This window comes from Verrucomicrobiota bacterium (genome assembly GCA_021413925.1).
Lineage (GTDB): Bacteria > Verrucomicrobiota > Verrucomicrobiia > Chthoniobacterales > UBA6821 > UBA6821.
Genome location: JAIOPL010000010.1, coordinates 86,464 through 101,577 on the forward strand (window position 1 = coordinate 86,464; position 15,114 = coordinate 101,577).

Here is a 15,114-nt window from a genome sequence, read left to right on the forward strand (position 1 = left end):
AATTTTCCCGCCATGGCCAACGAGCAAATCTTTGTGGGACTCGAGATCGGAACGACGAAGATCAGCGTCATCGTCGCCGAAGCCAGGGCCGATGATCAGATTAGCATTCTCGGAGTGGGGGAGACCCCGTCACGAGGCGTGCGCAAGGGGGAGATCGTCGATATGGAGACGGTCACCGAGTGCGTCCGCGAGGCAATCCTCGACGCCGAGGACAAGACGAATGTTGAAATCGGCAATGTCTGGGTCGCAATCACCGGTTCTCATCTGGCGAGCTTCAATAACCGTGGCTCCCTGGCTCTTCCCGGCGAGAGGCAGATCGAACCCGAGGACCTGGAGGCCGTGGAGGTGAATGCGAAGGAGGTCGCCATACCGACACCGAACACCTTTCTCCACACCATTCTGCAAGCCTACCACGTCGACGGAAACCAGAACATCATCGATCCCCTCAAGTCGGAGGGAGCGCTGCTGGAGGCTGATTTTCACATTGTCCACGGGATTAAGACACGCATTCACAACACCCTCCGCTGCATCGAGTCGCTCAAGATCGGCATTGAGGATGTCGTGCTCAGTTCGCTTGCCAGTGCCCAGGTTGTGCTTTCCCAGGATCAGAAAAACTACGGGGCCCTCATGATCGACATCGGTGGCGGAACGACCGATTACCTAGTCTATATCGACGGAGCCATCCGCCATAGCGGCGTGCTGGCTCTCGGAGGGGACCACATCACCAATGACATTTCCGTGGGGCTCAGACTGCCGATTGCCAGGGCTGAACATCTCAAGATCGAGGAGGGTTCAGCATCCGATCCGGCGGTTTCGCAGGGTGGGATTATCTCACTCAAGAACGACCCCAGATTCCTCGGCTGCGATGTCGACCGCGCTTCCCTTGAAGCGATCATTCACCTCCGAGTGAAGGAAATCTTCGAACTGATCCGCCGCGACATCGAGTCATCCGGTGAGGGGATGATGGATCTCATCCGGGGGGTCATGATCACAGGGGGCTGTTCCAAGCTGAAGGGAATCGCTCAGGTCGCCGAGGAGGTCTTTGACATTCCGGTGGAGCTCACGCGCGCCCGTAATGTCAGTGGAGCCACCCAGATCTTCGAGGACCCGCAGTACTCCACCGCAATCGGACTGACCAAATACGCGAGGCTCGTGACCAAGAACATCGCGCCCGAGAGCATGATCGATCGCCTCACTCACGGACTTGGCAGCCTCTTCAAGAAACGTTCCCGATGAGCACCTCACCATCCCGTCGCATCCTGGTCGGTGTTGGCAATGCCGGTGTTACCGTGCTCGACCTGCTTTCCGTCGAGCACCCGGGCATGACCGGACTTCTGGCCGTCAATAATGATCCCGATTCGCTGAATGCCTCCATTGTCCGTGAAAAAATCGAGGTGCCCGAGGGAGATCCGGGGGAGGGTTTCCGCGTGATCGACGAGGAGTTCGGCCGGACCGTTGAGGGGGCTTCCGCAGTCATTCTTTGCGGCGGCCTCGGTGGTGAGACAGGTTCCTTCCTTCTGTCGGCCCTGGCCATTCGTGCCAAGTCGGCTGGCCTGACCACGATGGCCTGTGTCGGCATGCCCTTCTCCTTCGAGGGAAAGCACAAGAGGGACCTTGCAGAGCGGTCCTTGGAGAAGTTGCAGGAGATTTGTGATGCAGTGGTCGTGATCGGGAATGATCAACTCTCAGGCGGCTCTCCATCCATAGCCGCCGTGGGTGAGGCCTTCGTGCTTTCCGACCGGACACTGCTAGCCGCGCTTCTGGCGCTGACCGGAATGCTCTCCACTTCGGGACCCGTGAAGATCACCCGTACTGACATTCACAATGTGCTCGGTAAACCTGGGGCACTTACCCATTTCGGATTCGGGAAGGCCGAGGGATCCAATCGTCTCCACGAGTCGCTGGAAAGAGCCCTGAAGAGTCCCCTCCTGACGATGCCCGGCAAGGGATCGGCCCTCAAGGAGTCGTCGATGATTCTTCTTCTTCTCCGAGGGGCCAAGGACATTTCCTTTGCAGAGGTTCAGACCATTGTCGGTAAAATTGAACAAATTGCCGGTGATAGCTGTCAAATAAAAGTAGGAGTCCATGCGGATGGGCCTCTCGGATCAGCCTTGGAGCTCTATCTCTTGGCCTCTTCCGGAGGGACCGTCAGGAAGCCTGCCAAAACAAGTGAAAGCAACGAAACCGGCGAACCGATCAGTCCGAATAGCCCAATCAGTCGGATTGGGGCAATCGGGACACAGTTGCCCCAAGCACCCCAACCAACTGGTGAGGAGGAGATGCCTTCGGGACACAGTGAAGGGGGAGAGGGTGCTGACGGGCTCTTTCCGGTTCAGGCAAGGCCTGCTTCCAAGTCTGGAAAGAAGTCCGCTGCCGCTTCCAAGCAGATGCAGGGCACGCTGGCTCTGGACACCTACCAGCGGGGTCGCTTCGACAAGAGCGAGCCGACCATCGTCGAGGGTGAAGATCTCGACGTTCCCACCTTTCTTCGCAAGGGGATCAAGCTCAACCCACCCAGCAGGAAATAGCGGATAAGTCCCCCTATGAAACCCGACAAATTCACAGCCAAGATGCAGGAGGCCTTTAACGGGGCGATCGACATCGCCTCAGGTCTCGGCCAGCAGGAGATCGGGAACGAGCATTTCCTGCTCTCGCTACTCGCTCAGAGCGAAGGCCTCACCCGTCCGGTCTTGGAGAAGATGGGAGTGGCAGTTCAGCCTTTCATTGCCAAGCTCGAGTCGGCCTCCGCAGCTCTGCCCAAGGTGCACGGAGGTGCCCAGCCCTTTGTTGGCAATGAACTTCGCAAGAGCATCGACTCCGCCGAGGGGGAGATGGCAAAGCTCAAGGATGAGTTTCTTTCCGCAGAACACTACCTTCTAGCCCTGAGTCAGGAGAAGAATGCCACCGCGAAGTTGCTCCAAGAGACTGGCGTCACTCACCAGACACTGATGAAGGCCCTGGTCGAGATCCGTGGCAGCCAGCGTGTCACCGACCAGAACCCCGAGGGAAAATACCAGACACTGGAGAAATACGGCCGCGACATTACCGAGCTTGCCCGCAAGGGGAAAATCGACCCCGTCATCGGGCGCGACGAGGAGATCCGTCGCACCATGCAGGTCCTCTCCAGGCGTACCAAGAATAACCCCGTGCTCATCGGCGAGCCCGGCGTCGGCAAGACGGCCATCGTTGAGGGACTTGCCCGCCGTATCGTCAGCGGGGATGTTCCCGATTCGCTCAAGAATAAGCGCCTGGTCGCCATGGATATCGGCGCGATGGTGGCTGGAGCCAAGTTTCGCGGCGAGTTCGAGGACCGTCTGAAGGCTTTCCTGAAGGAAGTTACAGCCTCGGAGGGGGAGATCATCCTCTTTATCGACGAGCTTCACACCATCGTCGGCGCCGGTGCCGCCGAGGGATCGATGGATGCCTCCAATCTCCTCAAGCCCCAGCTTGCCCGCGGAGAACTCCGCACGATCGGCGCGACCACCCTTGACGAGTACCGCAAGTACATCGAGAAGGACGCCGCCTTGGAGCGTCGCTTCCAGCCCGTGAAGGTCGACGAACCGAGTGTCGAGGACACGATTGCTATCCTGCGCGGCCTCAAGGAGCGCTACGAGGTCCACCATGGCGTCCGCATCCAGGATGCCGCGCTTGTCGCCGCCGCCGTCCTTTCCCACCGCTACATCTCCGACCGCTTCCTTCCCGACAAGGCTGTCGATCTGATCGACGAGGCCGCTTCCCGACTAAAGATCGAGATCGAGTCGATGCCGACCGAGATCGACCAGATGGAACGTCAGATCATGATGCTCGAGATGGAGCGCCAGGCCCTCCGCAAGGAAAAGGATGCCGCCAGCAAAGAGCGCCTGGAGAAGCTCGAGAAGGAACTCGCAGAGACAAAGGAAACCGGATCGGGATTGAAAGCCCGCTGGCAGAAGGAGAAGGAAGAGATCGGCAAGTCCCAGAAGATCAACGAGCAGATCGAAGCGATGAAGAACGAGCTTGTGATCGCCCAACGTCAGGGTGATTTCGCCAAGGCGAGCGAGATCCAGTACGGGCGCATTCCGGAACTCCAAACCAAGCTTGAGGAGCATAATGCCAAGCTCGCCAAAAGCGGCCAATCCGCCCTACTCCAGGAAGAGGTTACCGAAGAGGATATCGCCAAGGTGGTCTCCGTCTGGACCGGAATCCCCGTCTCCAACCTCCAGGAGGGAGAGAGGCAAAAGCTGGTCAAGATGGAGGAGCGCCTTATCGAGCGTGTGGTGGGACAGGCTCAGGCCATCAAGGCCGTTTCCAACGCCGTCCGCCGTGCCCGAGCCGGCCTTCAGGAAGAGAACCGCCCCATCGGTTCCTTCATGTTCCTCGGCCCCACCGGTGTCGGTAAGACGGAGCTTTCCAAGGCTCTGGCCGAGTTCCTTTTTGACGACGAGAACGCCATCGTCCGGCTCGACATGTCCGAGTACATGGAGAAGCACACCGTGGCTCGTCTCATCGGAGCTCCTCCCGGATACGTGGGTTACGAGGAGGGTGGCCAGCTCAGCGAGGCCGTTCGCCGGAAGCCCTACTCTGTGATCCTCTTTGACGAGGTGGAGAAGGCCCACGGCGATGTCTTCAATGTCCTCCTCCAAGTCCTCGATGACGGACGGATCACCGATGGTCAGGGCCGCACGGTCGACTTCAAGAACACTGTGATCATCATGACGAGTAATATCGGCAGCCAATACATCATGGAGGATCTGGCTGTGGAGGAACGGAATAAGCGTGTCATGGAGGCGCTTCGCGGCCACTTCCGCCCCGAGTTCCTGAACCGCGTTGATGAGATCGTCATCTTCGACCGCCTCACCGACAAGGAGATCGGCAAGATCGTCGATATCCAGCTCGCCCGTCTCTCCAGCCGCCTTGGCAAGCAGAAGCTCCATCTGGAACTCAGCGACAAGGCCCGCGCTTATCTGGCCAAGGAGGGCTACGATCCCGCCTACGGCGCCCGTCCGCTCAAGCGCGTCATCCAGCAGAAGATCCTCGATCCCCTCAGCATGGAGATCCTGGATGGAAAGATCCACGAGGGTCAGACCATCAAGGCGGATGTTGCCGGCGGGGAACTCGTCTTCAAGACGAAGTAGATCCTAAATTTCATGTCTCTCCGTGAAGTAACGATCAAGGAGGGACTTCCGACGCTTGAGGAAGCCAAGCGCCGACTCCTGCTGGAAGTGAGGCGTTGCCACGGAGACGGTATCTCCGTTCTCAAGATCATCCACGGCTACGGTTCGGGTGGCCGTGGAGGGGTGCTGAGAACGGGCCTAAGAAAAGTCTTCGCCGAGTACCAGCGCGACGGTGACATCCTGGGATATGCTTCAGGAGAAGAGTTCTCGATCTTTCACCCAGTTTCCCTGGAAATGATCACGCTTGCCCCGGAGCTCCGTACCGATCGGGATCTGGAGCGCTCCAATCCCGGCGTCAGCTTCCTATGGATCCAATAATGGATTCAGTAGGAATTTAGAAGGATCTACCCCACCCAGCGGAACTCGACCGTGGCGTCGACTTCCGGAGCTAGGCTCTGCTTCACTGGGCAGGCCTTCGCGGCATTCTCGAGCAAAGTGCGCTGCGGGTGATCAGAGGGCAGGGGGATTGTCATCACGGACTTGAGGCCGACGATGCGACGTGGAAGATCGGGACTCATCTCCTTGCCGATTGAGACGGTTGTCCCCTTGAGGTCGATGCCATGCCTTTCTGCAGCGATTCCCATGACCGTCATCATACAGTTGGCGACAGCCGTGGCGACCAGATCGGTGGGCGAGAAACTCTCACCCTTGCCGTGGTTGTCGAGCGGTGCATCGGTGATCAGCTTGACGCCGGAGGGGCCATGGGTGGAGGTGCAGCGGAGACCGCCGTCGTAGGTGGAAGTGATGGTTACCATTGAGCTGACAAAATAGCAGAATTCCTTGGAGAAAAAGAGGAATTGAGAGGAAAATCACGCGACTTCCGGGTAACGTCGTCCCTGTCATGGAACTGTTCCTGCTCTCACTCATCGTTGTTTTGCTGATCGCGGTGCTAGTGATTCAGCTAAGAAAGCCTGGTGTTTCCACGTCTTCTTCCCAAGGTACAAGCCCTGAGGAGATCGTAGCCAAGCTGGAGCAGATTCGCGCCATGCACGATCAGCATGCGGCCGTCCTGAGCAAGGAACTCGACCTCACCCGTCAGGAGGCCGCCACCCATGCTCGTGACGGCCGCACAGAGATCGTGACCATGCTCAATCAGGGTAACGCCTCACTCCTGAACGGACTGACCCTCCTCGGACAGACCCAGAATGATCGCCTGCAGTCCTTCTCCGAGACCATCACGGCACTCACCAGTGCCAACGACACGAAGTTCGAGAGCATTCGCGCCACCATGGAGACCAAGCTTAAGGAGCTGCGTGACGACAATGCCCTCCGTCTTGAGGAGATGCGCCGCACCGTTGATGAGAAGCTCCAGGGGACCCTGGAGAAGCGCCTCGGCGAATCCTTCAAGCAAGTCTCCGATCGTCTCGAGCAGGTTCACCGCGGACTCGGCGAGATGCAGAACCTCGCCATCGGTGTCGGGGATCTAAAGAAAGTCCTCACCAACGTGAAGACACGCGGCGGTTGGGGCGAGGTTCAGCTGGGAGCATTGCTGGAGCAGATGCTCACGCCGGCCCAGTATGAGAAGAACGTGAAGACGAATCCCTCCTCCGGGGAGATCGTTGAGTATGCAATCAAGCTTCCGGGCAAGGGAGAGGATGATTCCGTCGTCTGGCTGCCCGTGGATGCCAAGTTCTTCATCGAGGACTTCAAGCGCCTTCACGAGGCCCAGGAGCGAGCCGACCTGGTTGCTATCGAGGAATCGACTAAGGCGCTGCGCGATGCCGTTCTCAAGTGCGCCAAGGACATCTCCTCCAAGTACCTCAACCCTCCCCACACCACCGACTTCGGCGTTATGTTCGTCCCGACCGAGGGACTCTTTGCCGAGATCATCCGCATTCCGGGAGTCATCGAGGATTTGCAGGGCAAGCACCGCGTCGTCCTGGCGGGACCCACGACCTTCGCAGCTCTCCTGAACAGCCTCCAAATGGGCTTCAAGACACTCACGATCCAGAAGCAGTCAAGCGAGGTCTGGAAGACCCTCAGCGATGTGAAGGCCGAGTTTGCCAAGTTCGGCGACTCCTTGGACGCCGTGAAAAAGAAGCTTCTGGAAGCATCCAACAAGATCGAGTCCGTCGGCACACGTTCCCGGGCTATTGAGCGCAGCCTCCGTAATGTGGAGAGCCTTCCTGGTCAACCAACGGCTCCAGCCCTTGATATTGATGATCTGCTCAAGATCGAGGAATCCGAATCCGACGCTCGGGAAGAGAGAGAGTAGTGTTCCCCGTTTTTCAATAAGCTGATTCCTTAGGGGTTCCAACTTTGGAGGTTGGTCGTTCCGCCCGATACTTCGGGAATGAAAGACTCCTTCGGTCCAGACAGTCCTCAGCCGACAGATCATGGTAAATGGCTTCCCGGGGGATCATCCCACAGGCATATCCTCTCGCAGAGTTGGCTCATCCGGACGCACCCACTCGTTTACTCCGCACTGACGCTTATCCCTTTGTTCCTGAGCGTCTTCGTGATCCTGCATTTTCTCGAGTCGAGAGGCGTTCCGATGACACGTTCGGTCAGGTTGCCAATCGATTCCATGTCTGAGAAATTCGCTGGTGCATCCCTCTACTCCCCACTTGCATCTGCCTTCCGCGTGGCATTACCCCCGTCGATTGATATTCTCGACGACGACATCGGTGTTTCAACCCTCCCGTCTTGCTCCGAGCTTTTCTTTGCCAAGAGAAAACCTTCCCTTGGTCCTTCCGCCACAATTACAGGTCCTTCGTTGAGCTCCACGGGGCTCCCTCTCGTCTTCATCATCGGATTCGACCACGGGAATGAGAGAAGCCGTCTTTTGACAATGCTGGCGCTTGAGAACCTGCTCAAGACCACGAATCTCAGAAGCATAGCCTTTGAATTTTCAAGCGACCTTCAGAGCTCCTTCAACAAGTACTACGCCTCCCCCAAGAGAGCTGGTGACAAGCAGGAATTCGCTAGCTCGATGATCGCCCACTGCCCCCTGTCGGCTTACTTGGACAATCGTCAGAAGGCTGAGTGTGCCCGCAGGTTGCTCGGGACGGAAAGCATCATGAGCGTCCTGGATGTTGCCGAACTGGCATCCCGATACAAGGCCACCGTTGTCCTTGTTGATACACCGATGGCCACTGTGAGTATGACTGATCCGATGATTTCTTACCGCAACCAGATCATTGCCAAGAACGTGCTCAGGAACGTGCACGGAGACAAAGTTCTCCTTATTGTCGGCTCAGCCCATACGGGTCACGGCGATCTGGGATTGAGTCTCGATGACCGCCTCATGAGCCTTGGTGCCCGTACGCTCAGCATCAATGTTGCCGCTCAGAAGGTTCCTCCCCGTCGTGACTGGGGGACCAACCACGCCAGCGCCGACTTCAGGATCTCCGATCCCATGGAACTCGCCTCCCTTCTCGCCAGGAGGTATCCTGGGATGTGATGGATTCCGTGAAGCGATTTCGGCACCCTTCACTCACGATTTTCCTCACCGGTCTCCTTGCATTTCTCACGGTCTTCACGAACGGCGTTTTTGCCGCCGGGGAGGTGACGGTGATCATTGACCCGGGTCATGGGGGAACGAATATTACCGGGACACACCTCCTGAAGTCGAACTCCTCGCCCAACAACGCCACCTCTCCCTCGGGCCTCAGGGAGAAGGATCTCACACTCGAGCTTTCCCAGGAGATCCAGCGCGCCTTTGAATCGGAACGCGGTCCCAATCGCACACCGAAGATCCGCTGCATCCTCACCAGGACCAATGACTGGAACCCCGACTTCGCCCAGCGGGCCAAGGTGGCAGCCGACGCTCTGAATCCCGCGGCTCTGGTCAGCATCCACTTCAATACCTTCCGCCACGGAGCAGCCCTCGGTACGGTGGCCCTGATCCACAGCATGTTTTTCAACCCCAACCACGAGGACGACCTCCGTTTTGCAGACGGGCTTACAGCGGCTACCTCCGCGGCTGTACGGAACTTTCTCCCCCGCTCACCGGCGATGGATTCCCTCAACGACTACCACATCCATGACGGCACGGGCGCCTACCTCTTCTATCAGATGCAGAGATATCCGCAGCTCGACAAGGTTCCCAAATGTTTTCTGGAGATCGAGTTCATCGACCGGAAGGATGTGCAGGGAAAGCTCCTGGACCAACGCTTGGTAACCTTCCCTGTGATCGCGAAGGCGATCGCTGACTACATCTCATGCTATCTTCAGGAGTATCCTCAGGGGAGCTCCGTTCTCAGCCAGCCGGAGGATGAATCGGCCGATGAGAAGTTCATGGATGAACACAAAAAAGCGGAGTCCCCTTTCGGGAACTCCGCCTTGATTGATTGGTTTCTTGGGGCCTTCCGGCGACCCAATTTGCCGGATTAGTAGCGGCGAGGACCGCGATCGCGGTCGCCTCCTCCGAACGAGCGGCCACCACCACCGCCCTGGGGACGATCCTCGCGGGGACGTGCCTCATTGACGGTCAGGTTGCGACCCTGGAAATCCTTGCCCTCGAGAGCACTGATAGCTGCATTGCCTTCCTCGGCGTTGCCCATGGTGACAAAGCCGAATCCGCGGGAACGGCCGGTCTCACGATCGGTAACAAGGGCGACGTCTGTCGGCTTGCCGTACTGTGTGAAGAGCTCGCGGAGATCCTGGTCGGTGGTGTCAAAGGTCAGATTGCCTACGTATAGTTTCATATGATGTGTTTTTTTGTTGGTGTTGAAATCTGCTAATCAGAGCTGTTCCCGAGAACCGGGTTTCAAATCACCATCGAAAAAATCAACGGGCAATCCACCATGCAACGAATCACTAAATATCGAACTCCTTCAAAGTGAACGGCTTTCCATGTTTTGCAAGATAAAATAAAGAAATGCGCTTGATGGCTCAGCGAAAGTCCGAGGAGACTTTTTGATAATTTTATTAGTGTGCGGGCAGAAACAGAGTAGAGTAATCGCCTATTGAGTTACTCAGCCCATTTCTTTTCCACTCTTGCGGGCTCTCCTTTGAGCCTTCCTACGAGAGCCCTACTTTCCTTCTGAATGGGCATCGGGACTAAGAACAGGCAGAACCAGACAGCCGAACTCTGCAAGGAGCACCTCCGGGGCACCTATGCCTCGCAGGGAGTCTTGGTGGAGGACTTCATCGGGGAGATTGAGGGTTCCGGAAAGTCCAAGGACATCTTGAAATGGGCCCAGTTCACCAACATGGACCGGGATACCGCAGCCATGCTCGAGAGACTCGACGAGAAATTCAACAAATGGCTAAACGGTGACGTTGGCGACCTTTAGTCGCTACCGCACCTGTGTCAATAACCCACAACACCAACAGAACAACCCATGGTTAAAATCAATTACGGATTCGAGAAGCGCAGGAAAGAAATGGAGAAAAAGCGCAAGAAGGAAGAAAAGAAAAAAGCCAAGGCCGAAGGGAAGCCCTCAAGCGACTACGATATCGTCGAGAATCCAGACGCTGTCGTGGAGACTCCAGAGGACTCTACGGAAACTCCTCCGACTGCCCAATAATAGACCCGACCCCTGTGACAAAGCTCGGGAGGAATCTCCCAAGCCGGGTTGCGGTACACTTTAGAACCTAGTTCGATTTTGGAATGAAGGCGTTGATAGCCTGGGAGCCTATGCTTCCAGCGCCGGCACTCACGGCACCGATCGCGACAGGACTAGAGCCTCTCATCATGGCTCCTGTACCCGCGCCGATGCCTGTAGCCGTAGCGGTCTGAACAACCGCTGCCCCCATAGGAGTCATCACCGAACGGGTGTTTCCATATCGGTCGGTGACCGTCGTGCAGCCGCTCGTGACCAATAGAAGGATCGTGGAGACCGTTACGGGGATCGTAGTTTTCATTGGGGTAACCTCGACCCGACAGGAAGCCCTTTCAAAGCGAAGAGACTAAGCGTTCGGCTTAAGTTTCCAGGCTGTAGATTTTCGAACTCAGGCAGTGAGCTAATCACCGACTGATGTTAATTCTTTTTGAGGATTTCGATGTCGTGCTCTGCCTTGGCGATGACCCGTTTCACGGCTAGGAAGCTATCGGGACTCACCGATATGGAGTCGATTCCGTTCTTCACGAGGAAACGCGCGAAATCCGGATGGTCGCTGGGCGCCTGGCCGCAGATTCCCGTGTGGATCCCGCTTTTTCTGGCCCTGGAAAGCAGATCCGTGATCGCCGTCATCACGGCCTCGTCGCGCTCTTCGAAGAGGTGGCTCAGGATGCCGCTGTCGCGATCGACACCCAGCACCAGCTGGGTGAGGTCATTGGATCCAATCGAGAAGCCATCGAACCGCTGCGCGAATCGCTCCGCCAGGATCACGTTGGAGGGGATCTCGGCCATCACGTAGACCTGAAGCCCGTCACGGTGACGGACCAGTCCGTTCTTGGTCATTTCTCCCAGCACCTTGTCCGCTTCGTGTATCGTCCTGCAGAAGGGGATCATCACCACGATGTTGTCGAGTCCCAGCTCCTCCCTCGCCATCCGGACGGCACGGCACTCGAGAGCGAAGCCCTCGCGGTATCCCTCGCTGTAGTAGCGGCTCGAGCCTCTCCATCCGAGCATCGGGTTCTCCTCCTTTGGTTCAAATGACGCGCCGCCGATCAGCTGGGCGTATTCATTGGTCTTGAAATCACTCATCCGCACGATCACTGGCTTGGGATAATGAGCGGCCGCGATCCTGGAGATCCCTCGGGCCATTGTGTCGATGAAGTAGCGGGTCTTGTCCTTGTAACCCTTGGTCAGTTTCTCGATCTCACTCCTTACCACGGGATCCTTCAGCTGCTTGAAGTGGACGAGAGCCATCGGGTGGATCTTGATCAAATTCCCGATGATGAACTCCATACGGGCCAGGCCGACCCCGTCGCTCGGAAGCCTCCACCATCGGAACGCGGTGCTAGGGTCGCCCGCATTCACCATCAGCTTTGTCCGGGTCTTTGTGATCTTCGTGGTGTCGATCTCGCGGACCTCGAAATCCAGGATCCCTGCGTAGACAGATCCTTTTTCCCCCTCGGCGCATGAGACCGTAACCTGGCTCCCGTTTTTGAGCATGCGTGTGGCGTCACCGGTCCCGACGATCGCGGTGAGTCCGAGTTCTCGGCTGATGATCGCGGCGTGGCTGGTCCTGCCCCCGTGATCGGTCACGATGGCTGAGGCCTTTTTCATGATCGGGACCCAGTCCGGATCGGTGATCCTTGTCACAAGGACGGATCCCTCCACGAACTGCCCGATTTGAGCAACGCTCTCCAGGAAGCAGACCTTGCCTGTCGCGATGGAGTCACCCACGGCCAGTCCGCTGGCGAGCAGGCGCCCCTTTTCTTTCAGCCGGTAGGTCTTGAGTGCTGCCGACTTCAAGCGCGATTGGACGGTTTCCGGACGTGCCTGAATAAGATAGAGAGCGCCCTTGGGGCCATTTTTAGCCCACTCCATGTCCATCGGCCGCCCGTAGTGCTTCTCGATGATGCAGGCCCACCGTGCGAGCTGGAGGACTTCCTCGTCATTCAGGACAAAGCTGGAGCGCTCCTTCTCGGTGGTGTTCGCCAGCCGTGTAGAGAAGGAATGGGAGTGAGTTCGTGAATCTCCTGCCTTCGCGTAGACCAACTTCTTTTTTTTTGGCCCGAGCGTCTTTTCGATGATCGGCTTAAGTGACGTTTTCCCCAGCAGCGGCTTGAAGACCCTGTACTCATCGGGCTCCACCATCCCCTGGACCACGGTTTCTCCCAGACCCCAGGTGCAATCGATCAGCACACAGCCCGGGAACCCCGTCTCCGTATCGATCGAGAACATAACACCCGATCCTGCCCTGTCCGAACGGATCATCTCCTGAACTCCGACCGAGAGGGCCACCTTCATCTGGTCGTACCCGTGGTTCATGCGGTAGATGATCGCCCTGTCGGTGAAGAGCGAGGCATAGCACTTCCTGCAGGCCTCAAGCAGCGCCTTTTCGCCGCGGATATTCAGGAAGGACTCCTGCTGACCCGCAAAGCTGGCCTCCGGCAGATCCTCCGCCGTCGCGCTGCTGCGTACCGCCACACTTTCCACAGTGTGGCCGCAGCGCTGCTTCATTTCCCGGTAGGCGCCTGTCAGTTTCTCAGCCATCGCGCTCGGGAACTCGCCCTTCAGGATCATCTTCCGGACAGCGGCTCCGACAGCAGGCAGGTTGCTGTTATCTTTTTTCAGTCCGGCTAGACAGAGGGAGATCGGCCCGTTCAGATCATTGGCTTGCAGAAACTCCCGGTAAGCCTCAGCCGTCGTTGCGAATCCGTTCGGGACCCTGATGCCCGCGTCGCCCAGAGTGCTGATCATCTCGCCCAGAGAGGCGTTTTTTCCTCCCACGATGTGGACATGGGATCGGTTGGTGTCCGAAAACCAGCGTATCCAATGCTGGGAGTTGGAGTGCGAGGAGGAGTTCTTGGAGCTAGGGCTGTGGGGAGGAGTTTTTTTCATGGTCAGTTGCGTCTATTGGCGGTCGTCACCTGGTTCTCGGGTACCACCGCGTGATGCTCGTAGTCAGAGATGTTTTGGATCGTCGTCTCGGCGATGTTGTGGAGCGCACTGTCCGTGAAGAATCCCTGGTGGCCCGTGACGATCACGTTGGGAAAAGTCAGTAGCCTCATGAAAAAGTCGTCCTGGATGATCTCGCACGAGAGATCCTCAAAGAAGAGGTCCCCTTCCTCCTCGTAGACATCCAGACCCAGGAAACCGATCTGGCCGCTCTTCAGACCTCCGATCACGGCCGCCGTGTCGATGATCCCGCCCCTGCTTGTGTTGATGATCATGACACCCCTCTTCATCTGAGTGAGGGCCTGAGCGTCGATCATGTGATGGGTCTCAGGATTCAGGGGGACATGCAGCGAGATGATGTCGCTCTTTTCCCAGAGCTCGCTGAGGTAGACATAGCGCCCGCCCATCTCGGCGCACTCCAGGTTCTGGAATGGATCGCAGGCCAGAACCTCCATGCCGAAACCCCGCATGATCCTCACCATGTTCAGGCCGATCTTTCCCGTTCCCAAGATGCCGATTGTCTTCCCGTAGAGCTCGAATCCCATCAGTCCATCGAGCGAGAAATTACCGTCCCTCACACGGTTGAACGCCCTAGGAATCTTCCTGTCCAGCGCCAGGATCAGAGCCACCGCATGCTCTGCCACCCCGTGCGATGAGTAGGCCGGGATTCTGGTCACCGTGATCCCAAGCTCCCTTGCTGCGGTGAGGTCGACATTGTTGAAGCCTGCACAGCGAAGGGCGATCAGACGGGTCCCGTGCTCAGCCAGTTTGGTCAGGACTGCGCGGCTCAGCTTGTCGTTGACGAAGGCGCAGATGCCCTCGAATCCAAAGCCCAGGCCACAGGTGCCCAGGGAGAGGTGGGGCTTGAAGTAAACAAGCTCGTGTGAATGGTCTCTGTTGGCCCAGTTGAGAAATTCCTCGTCGTAGGACTTGGAGTTGAACACAGCGACCCTCATGACTCATTCCTCGGCGTTGGGGTCGGAGTTGGGGTTTAGGAATTGGGGCCGGGACTGGGACTGGGACCGGGACCGGGTTTAGGCCCGGGGGGGCTTGCTCATGGCGGCCCGTAGCATCGTGTCGTGCTCGGCCTCCAGGATTCCCTGCTCCACGAGTCTGGCACTCACACTGTGACCCTCCTGATCGGTATCCTCGCTGGGTGACTCGTAGCCGGTCTCCTCTTTGGAGGCATCAGCCTCGCTCAGGCGTTCGACCTCGGGGGTATCGAGTTCTGTTCCCCCGGTCAGCTCGCTGAGCGCCTCGTCCCAGTCCTCTTTCTGGATCTGGTTGTCGGGACGGTTGTTGATCAGCGCGATTTCGGAGGCACGGATCTTCACCATCTCCCAGTTTACCGTGCCGAGGCCGGAGAGTTTACTTGCAATACTTCCCTGCGTGAGTGGATTTGTTTTCATGGTTGGTTCCTTGATCCAAGGATCCGACCGCCCACGTACTCGCGCAAAAACTAACCCCTAAGTGGAACGCTTATTCTTCGGCTGTCCGCCTTT

15 protein-coding genes are annotated in these 15,114 nt (G+C 57.6%); 9 read left to right on the top strand and 6 right to left on the bottom strand.

From position 1 onward, the window contains the following. Window positions 1-12 precede the first annotated feature (12 nt). Genes ftsA through K8R57_05515 form a run of 4 tightly spaced genes read left to right on the top strand, consistent with a single transcriptional unit; the run spans window position 13 to window position 5,471 of the window. Window positions 13-1,236 carry a cell division protein FtsA gene (gene ftsA, locus K8R57_05500; protein ID MCE9587750.1) on the top strand — a complete coding sequence of 408 codons (1,224 nt, stop codon included), beginning with the start codon at window positions 13-15 and terminating at the stop codon, window positions 1,234-1,236. Then, on the top strand, window positions 1,233-2,528 hold the full coding sequence (locus K8R57_05505) for a hypothetical protein (protein MCE9587751.1): 1,296 nt from the start codon (window positions 1,233-1,235) through the stop codon (window positions 2,526-2,528). Before ftsA ends, K8R57_05505 begins: the two co-directional genes overlap by 4 nt. Window positions 2,529-2,543: 15 nt before the next feature. Continuing rightward, a complete protein-coding gene (gene clpB, locus K8R57_05510; GenBank protein MCE9587752.1) occupies window positions 2,544-5,114 on the top strand; it encodes an ATP-dependent chaperone ClpB in 2,571 nt (856 codons plus the stop codon). Between the two features lie 12 nt (window positions 5,115-5,126). Beyond that, on the top strand, window positions 5,127-5,471 hold the full coding sequence (locus K8R57_05515) for a hypothetical protein (GenBank protein ID MCE9587753.1): 345 nt from the start codon (window positions 5,127-5,129) through the stop codon (window positions 5,469-5,471). A gap of 26 nt (window positions 5,472-5,497) precedes the next feature. Here K8R57_05515 and K8R57_05520 read toward each other — a convergent pair whose 3' ends face one another. Beyond that, window positions 5,498-5,908, bottom strand: coding sequence for an OsmC family protein (locus K8R57_05520; GenBank protein ID MCE9587754.1), 411 nt, complete (start codon window positions 5,906-5,908; stop codon window positions 5,498-5,500). Window positions 5,909-5,994: 86 nt separating this feature from the next. On the opposite strand from K8R57_05520, the gene rmuC reads away from it, so the two are divergent. The 3 genes from rmuC to K8R57_05535 all read left to right on the top strand — a co-directional run bounded on the left by rmuC (window position 5,995) and on the right by K8R57_05535 (window position 9,488). Beyond that, a complete protein-coding gene (rmuC, locus tag K8R57_05525) occupies window positions 5,995-7,368 on the top strand; it encodes a DNA recombination protein RmuC (protein MCE9587755.1) in 1,374 nt (457 codons plus the stop codon). Between the two features lie 78 nt (window positions 7,369-7,446). Next, entirely contained in the window at window positions 7,447-8,556 is a 1,110-nt protein-coding gene (locus K8R57_05530) for a hypothetical protein (protein ID MCE9587756.1), read from the top strand. Between the two features lie 8 nt (window positions 8,557-8,564). After that, window positions 8,565-9,488: an N-acetylmuramoyl-L-alanine amidase gene (locus K8R57_05535; protein ID MCE9587757.1), complete on the top strand. Its 924-nt coding sequence runs from the start codon at window positions 8,565-8,567 to the stop codon at window positions 9,486-9,488. On the opposite strand, the gene K8R57_05540 is transcribed toward K8R57_05535, so the two are convergent. After that, the gene (locus K8R57_05540; protein MCE9587758.1) at window positions 9,485-9,802 is read right to left on the bottom strand and encodes an RNA-binding protein; all 318 of its coding nucleotides are present in this window, start codon (window positions 9,800-9,802) and stop codon (window positions 9,485-9,487) included. The genes K8R57_05535 and K8R57_05540 overlap by 4 nt on opposite strands. A gap of 342 nt (window positions 9,803-10,144) precedes the next feature. Between K8R57_05540 and K8R57_05545 the strand changes: the two genes are divergently transcribed. Together K8R57_05545 and K8R57_05550 are read left to right on the top strand one after the other, a co-directional pair. After that, complete coding sequence (locus K8R57_05545) at window positions 10,145-10,393, top strand: hypothetical protein (GenBank protein MCE9587759.1); 249 nt, start codon at window positions 10,145-10,147, stop codon at window positions 10,391-10,393. A gap of 48 nt (window positions 10,394-10,441) precedes the next feature. After that, on the top strand, window positions 10,442-10,627 hold the full coding sequence (locus tag K8R57_05550) for a hypothetical protein (GenBank protein MCE9587760.1): 186 nt from the start codon (window positions 10,442-10,444) through the stop codon (window positions 10,625-10,627). A gap of 67 nt (window positions 10,628-10,694) precedes the next feature. On the opposite strand, the gene K8R57_05555 is transcribed toward K8R57_05550, so the two are convergent. The 4 genes from K8R57_05555 to K8R57_05570 all read right to left on the bottom strand — a co-directional run bounded on the left by K8R57_05555 (window position 10,695) and on the right by K8R57_05570 (window position 15,021). After that, window positions 10,695-10,964 (bottom strand): hypothetical protein, encoded by a 270-nt coding sequence (locus K8R57_05555; GenBank protein ID MCE9587761.1) that lies wholly within the window; start codon window positions 10,962-10,964, stop codon window positions 10,695-10,697. A 116-nt stretch (window positions 10,965-11,080) separates the two neighbouring features. Further along, window positions 11,081-13,555 (bottom strand): phosphoenolpyruvate synthase, encoded by a 2,475-nt coding sequence (gene ppsA, locus K8R57_05560; GenBank protein MCE9587762.1) that lies wholly within the window; start codon window positions 13,553-13,555, stop codon window positions 11,081-11,083. Between the two features lie 2 nt (window positions 13,556-13,557). Next, complete coding sequence (locus K8R57_05565; GenBank protein MCE9587763.1) at window positions 13,558-14,568, bottom strand: 2-hydroxyacid dehydrogenase; 1,011 nt, start codon at window positions 14,566-14,568, stop codon at window positions 13,558-13,560. A gap of 78 nt (window positions 14,569-14,646) precedes the next feature. Continuing rightward, complete coding sequence (locus tag K8R57_05570) at window positions 14,647-15,021, bottom strand: hypothetical protein (protein MCE9587764.1); 375 nt, start codon at window positions 15,019-15,021, stop codon at window positions 14,647-14,649. Between the last annotated feature and the right edge of the window lie 93 nt (window positions 15,022-15,114).

Excerpts from the sequence above, each read along its gene's own strand:
- ftsA (MCE9587750.1), top strand. The coding sequence starts at position 13 with ATGGCCAACGAGCAAATCTTTGTGGGACTCGAGATCGGAACGACGAAG.
- K8R57_05505 (MCE9587751.1), top strand. The coding sequence starts at position 1,233 with ATGAGCACCTCACCATCCCGTCGCATCCTGGTCGGTGTTGGCAATGCC.
- clpB (MCE9587752.1), top strand. The coding sequence starts at position 2,544 with ATGAAACCCGACAAATTCACAGCCAAGATGCAGGAGGCCTTTAACGGG.
- K8R57_05515 (MCE9587753.1), top strand. The coding sequence starts at position 5,127 with ATGTCTCTCCGTGAAGTAACGATCAAGGAGGGACTTCCGACGCTTGAG.
- K8R57_05520 (MCE9587754.1), bottom strand. The coding sequence starts at position 5,908 with ATGGTAACCATCACTTCCACCTACGACGGCGGTCTCCGCTGCACCTCC.
- rmuC (MCE9587755.1), top strand. The coding sequence starts at position 5,995 with ATGGAACTGTTCCTGCTCTCACTCATCGTTGTTTTGCTGATCGCGGTG.
- K8R57_05530 (MCE9587756.1), top strand. The coding sequence starts at position 7,447 with ATGAAAGACTCCTTCGGTCCAGACAGTCCTCAGCCGACAGATCATGGT.
- K8R57_05540 (MCE9587758.1), bottom strand. The coding sequence starts at position 9,802 with ATGAAACTATACGTAGGCAATCTGACCTTTGACACCACCGACCAGGAT.
- K8R57_05545 (MCE9587759.1), top strand. The coding sequence starts at position 10,145 with ATGGGCATCGGGACTAAGAACAGGCAGAACCAGACAGCCGAACTCTGC.
- K8R57_05550 (MCE9587760.1), top strand. The coding sequence starts at position 10,442 with ATGGTTAAAATCAATTACGGATTCGAGAAGCGCAGGAAAGAAATGGAG.
- K8R57_05555 (MCE9587761.1), bottom strand. The coding sequence starts at position 10,964 with ATGAAAACTACGATCCCCGTAACGGTCTCCACGATCCTTCTATTGGTC.
- ppsA (MCE9587762.1), bottom strand. The coding sequence starts at position 13,555 with ATGAAAAAAACTCCTCCCCACAGCCCTAGCTCCAAGAACTCCTCCTCG.
- K8R57_05565 (MCE9587763.1), bottom strand. The coding sequence starts at position 14,568 with ATGAGGGTCGCTGTGTTCAACTCCAAGTCCTACGACGAGGAATTTCTC.
- K8R57_05570 (MCE9587764.1), bottom strand. The coding sequence starts at position 15,021 with ATGAAAACAAATCCACTCACGCAGGGAAGTATTGCAAGTAAACTCTCC.